Source organism: Ancylomarina sp. 16SWW S1-10-2 (assembly GCF_009669305.1).
Lineage (GTDB): Bacteria > Bacteroidota > Bacteroidia > Bacteroidales > Marinifilaceae > Ancylomarina.
In genome coordinates this window covers 1-397 of the sequence record NZ_SADB01000298.1, presented here as the reverse complement: position 1 = coordinate 397, position 397 = coordinate 1, and the positions used below count along the sequence as shown (strand labels likewise).

The 397-nt window shown below is 39.3% G+C and carries 1 pseudogene; it reads right to left on the bottom strand.

From position 1 onward, the window contains the following. Positions 1 to 99 precede the first annotated feature (99 nt). A pseudogene (phnK, locus tag EMN46_RS19285) lies at positions 100 to 397 on the bottom strand (phosphonate C-P lyase system protein PhnK); the annotation flags it as partial.

Genomic DNA, 397 nt, shown 5'->3' with positions numbered 1-397 from the left:
ACTGAAATATGGGCATTATTCTGCGTATGCAAAACAAATGATTTTTTTAAATCATTGACTACTAAGCGATCAACTGACATAAATTTTCTATTACCTTTTCTAAGGGGTTAACACAGAAGACACTAATAGCTGTGTATAAGGGTGTTGAGGATCATCTAAAATTTGATCCGTTAACCCACTCTCAACTACTCGGCTTTTTTGCATCACTAATAAACGGTGGCAAAGTAAGCGAGCCACCGCCAAATCATGTGTCACCATGATGACTGAAAGATTCAGTTCGGCGACGAGTGAACGTATTAAATCTAAAATTCTTGCCTGCACAGACACATCTAAACCACCTGTAGGCTCATCCATTAAGACTAATCTTGGCTGAGTCACAAGTACTCGTGCGATTTGC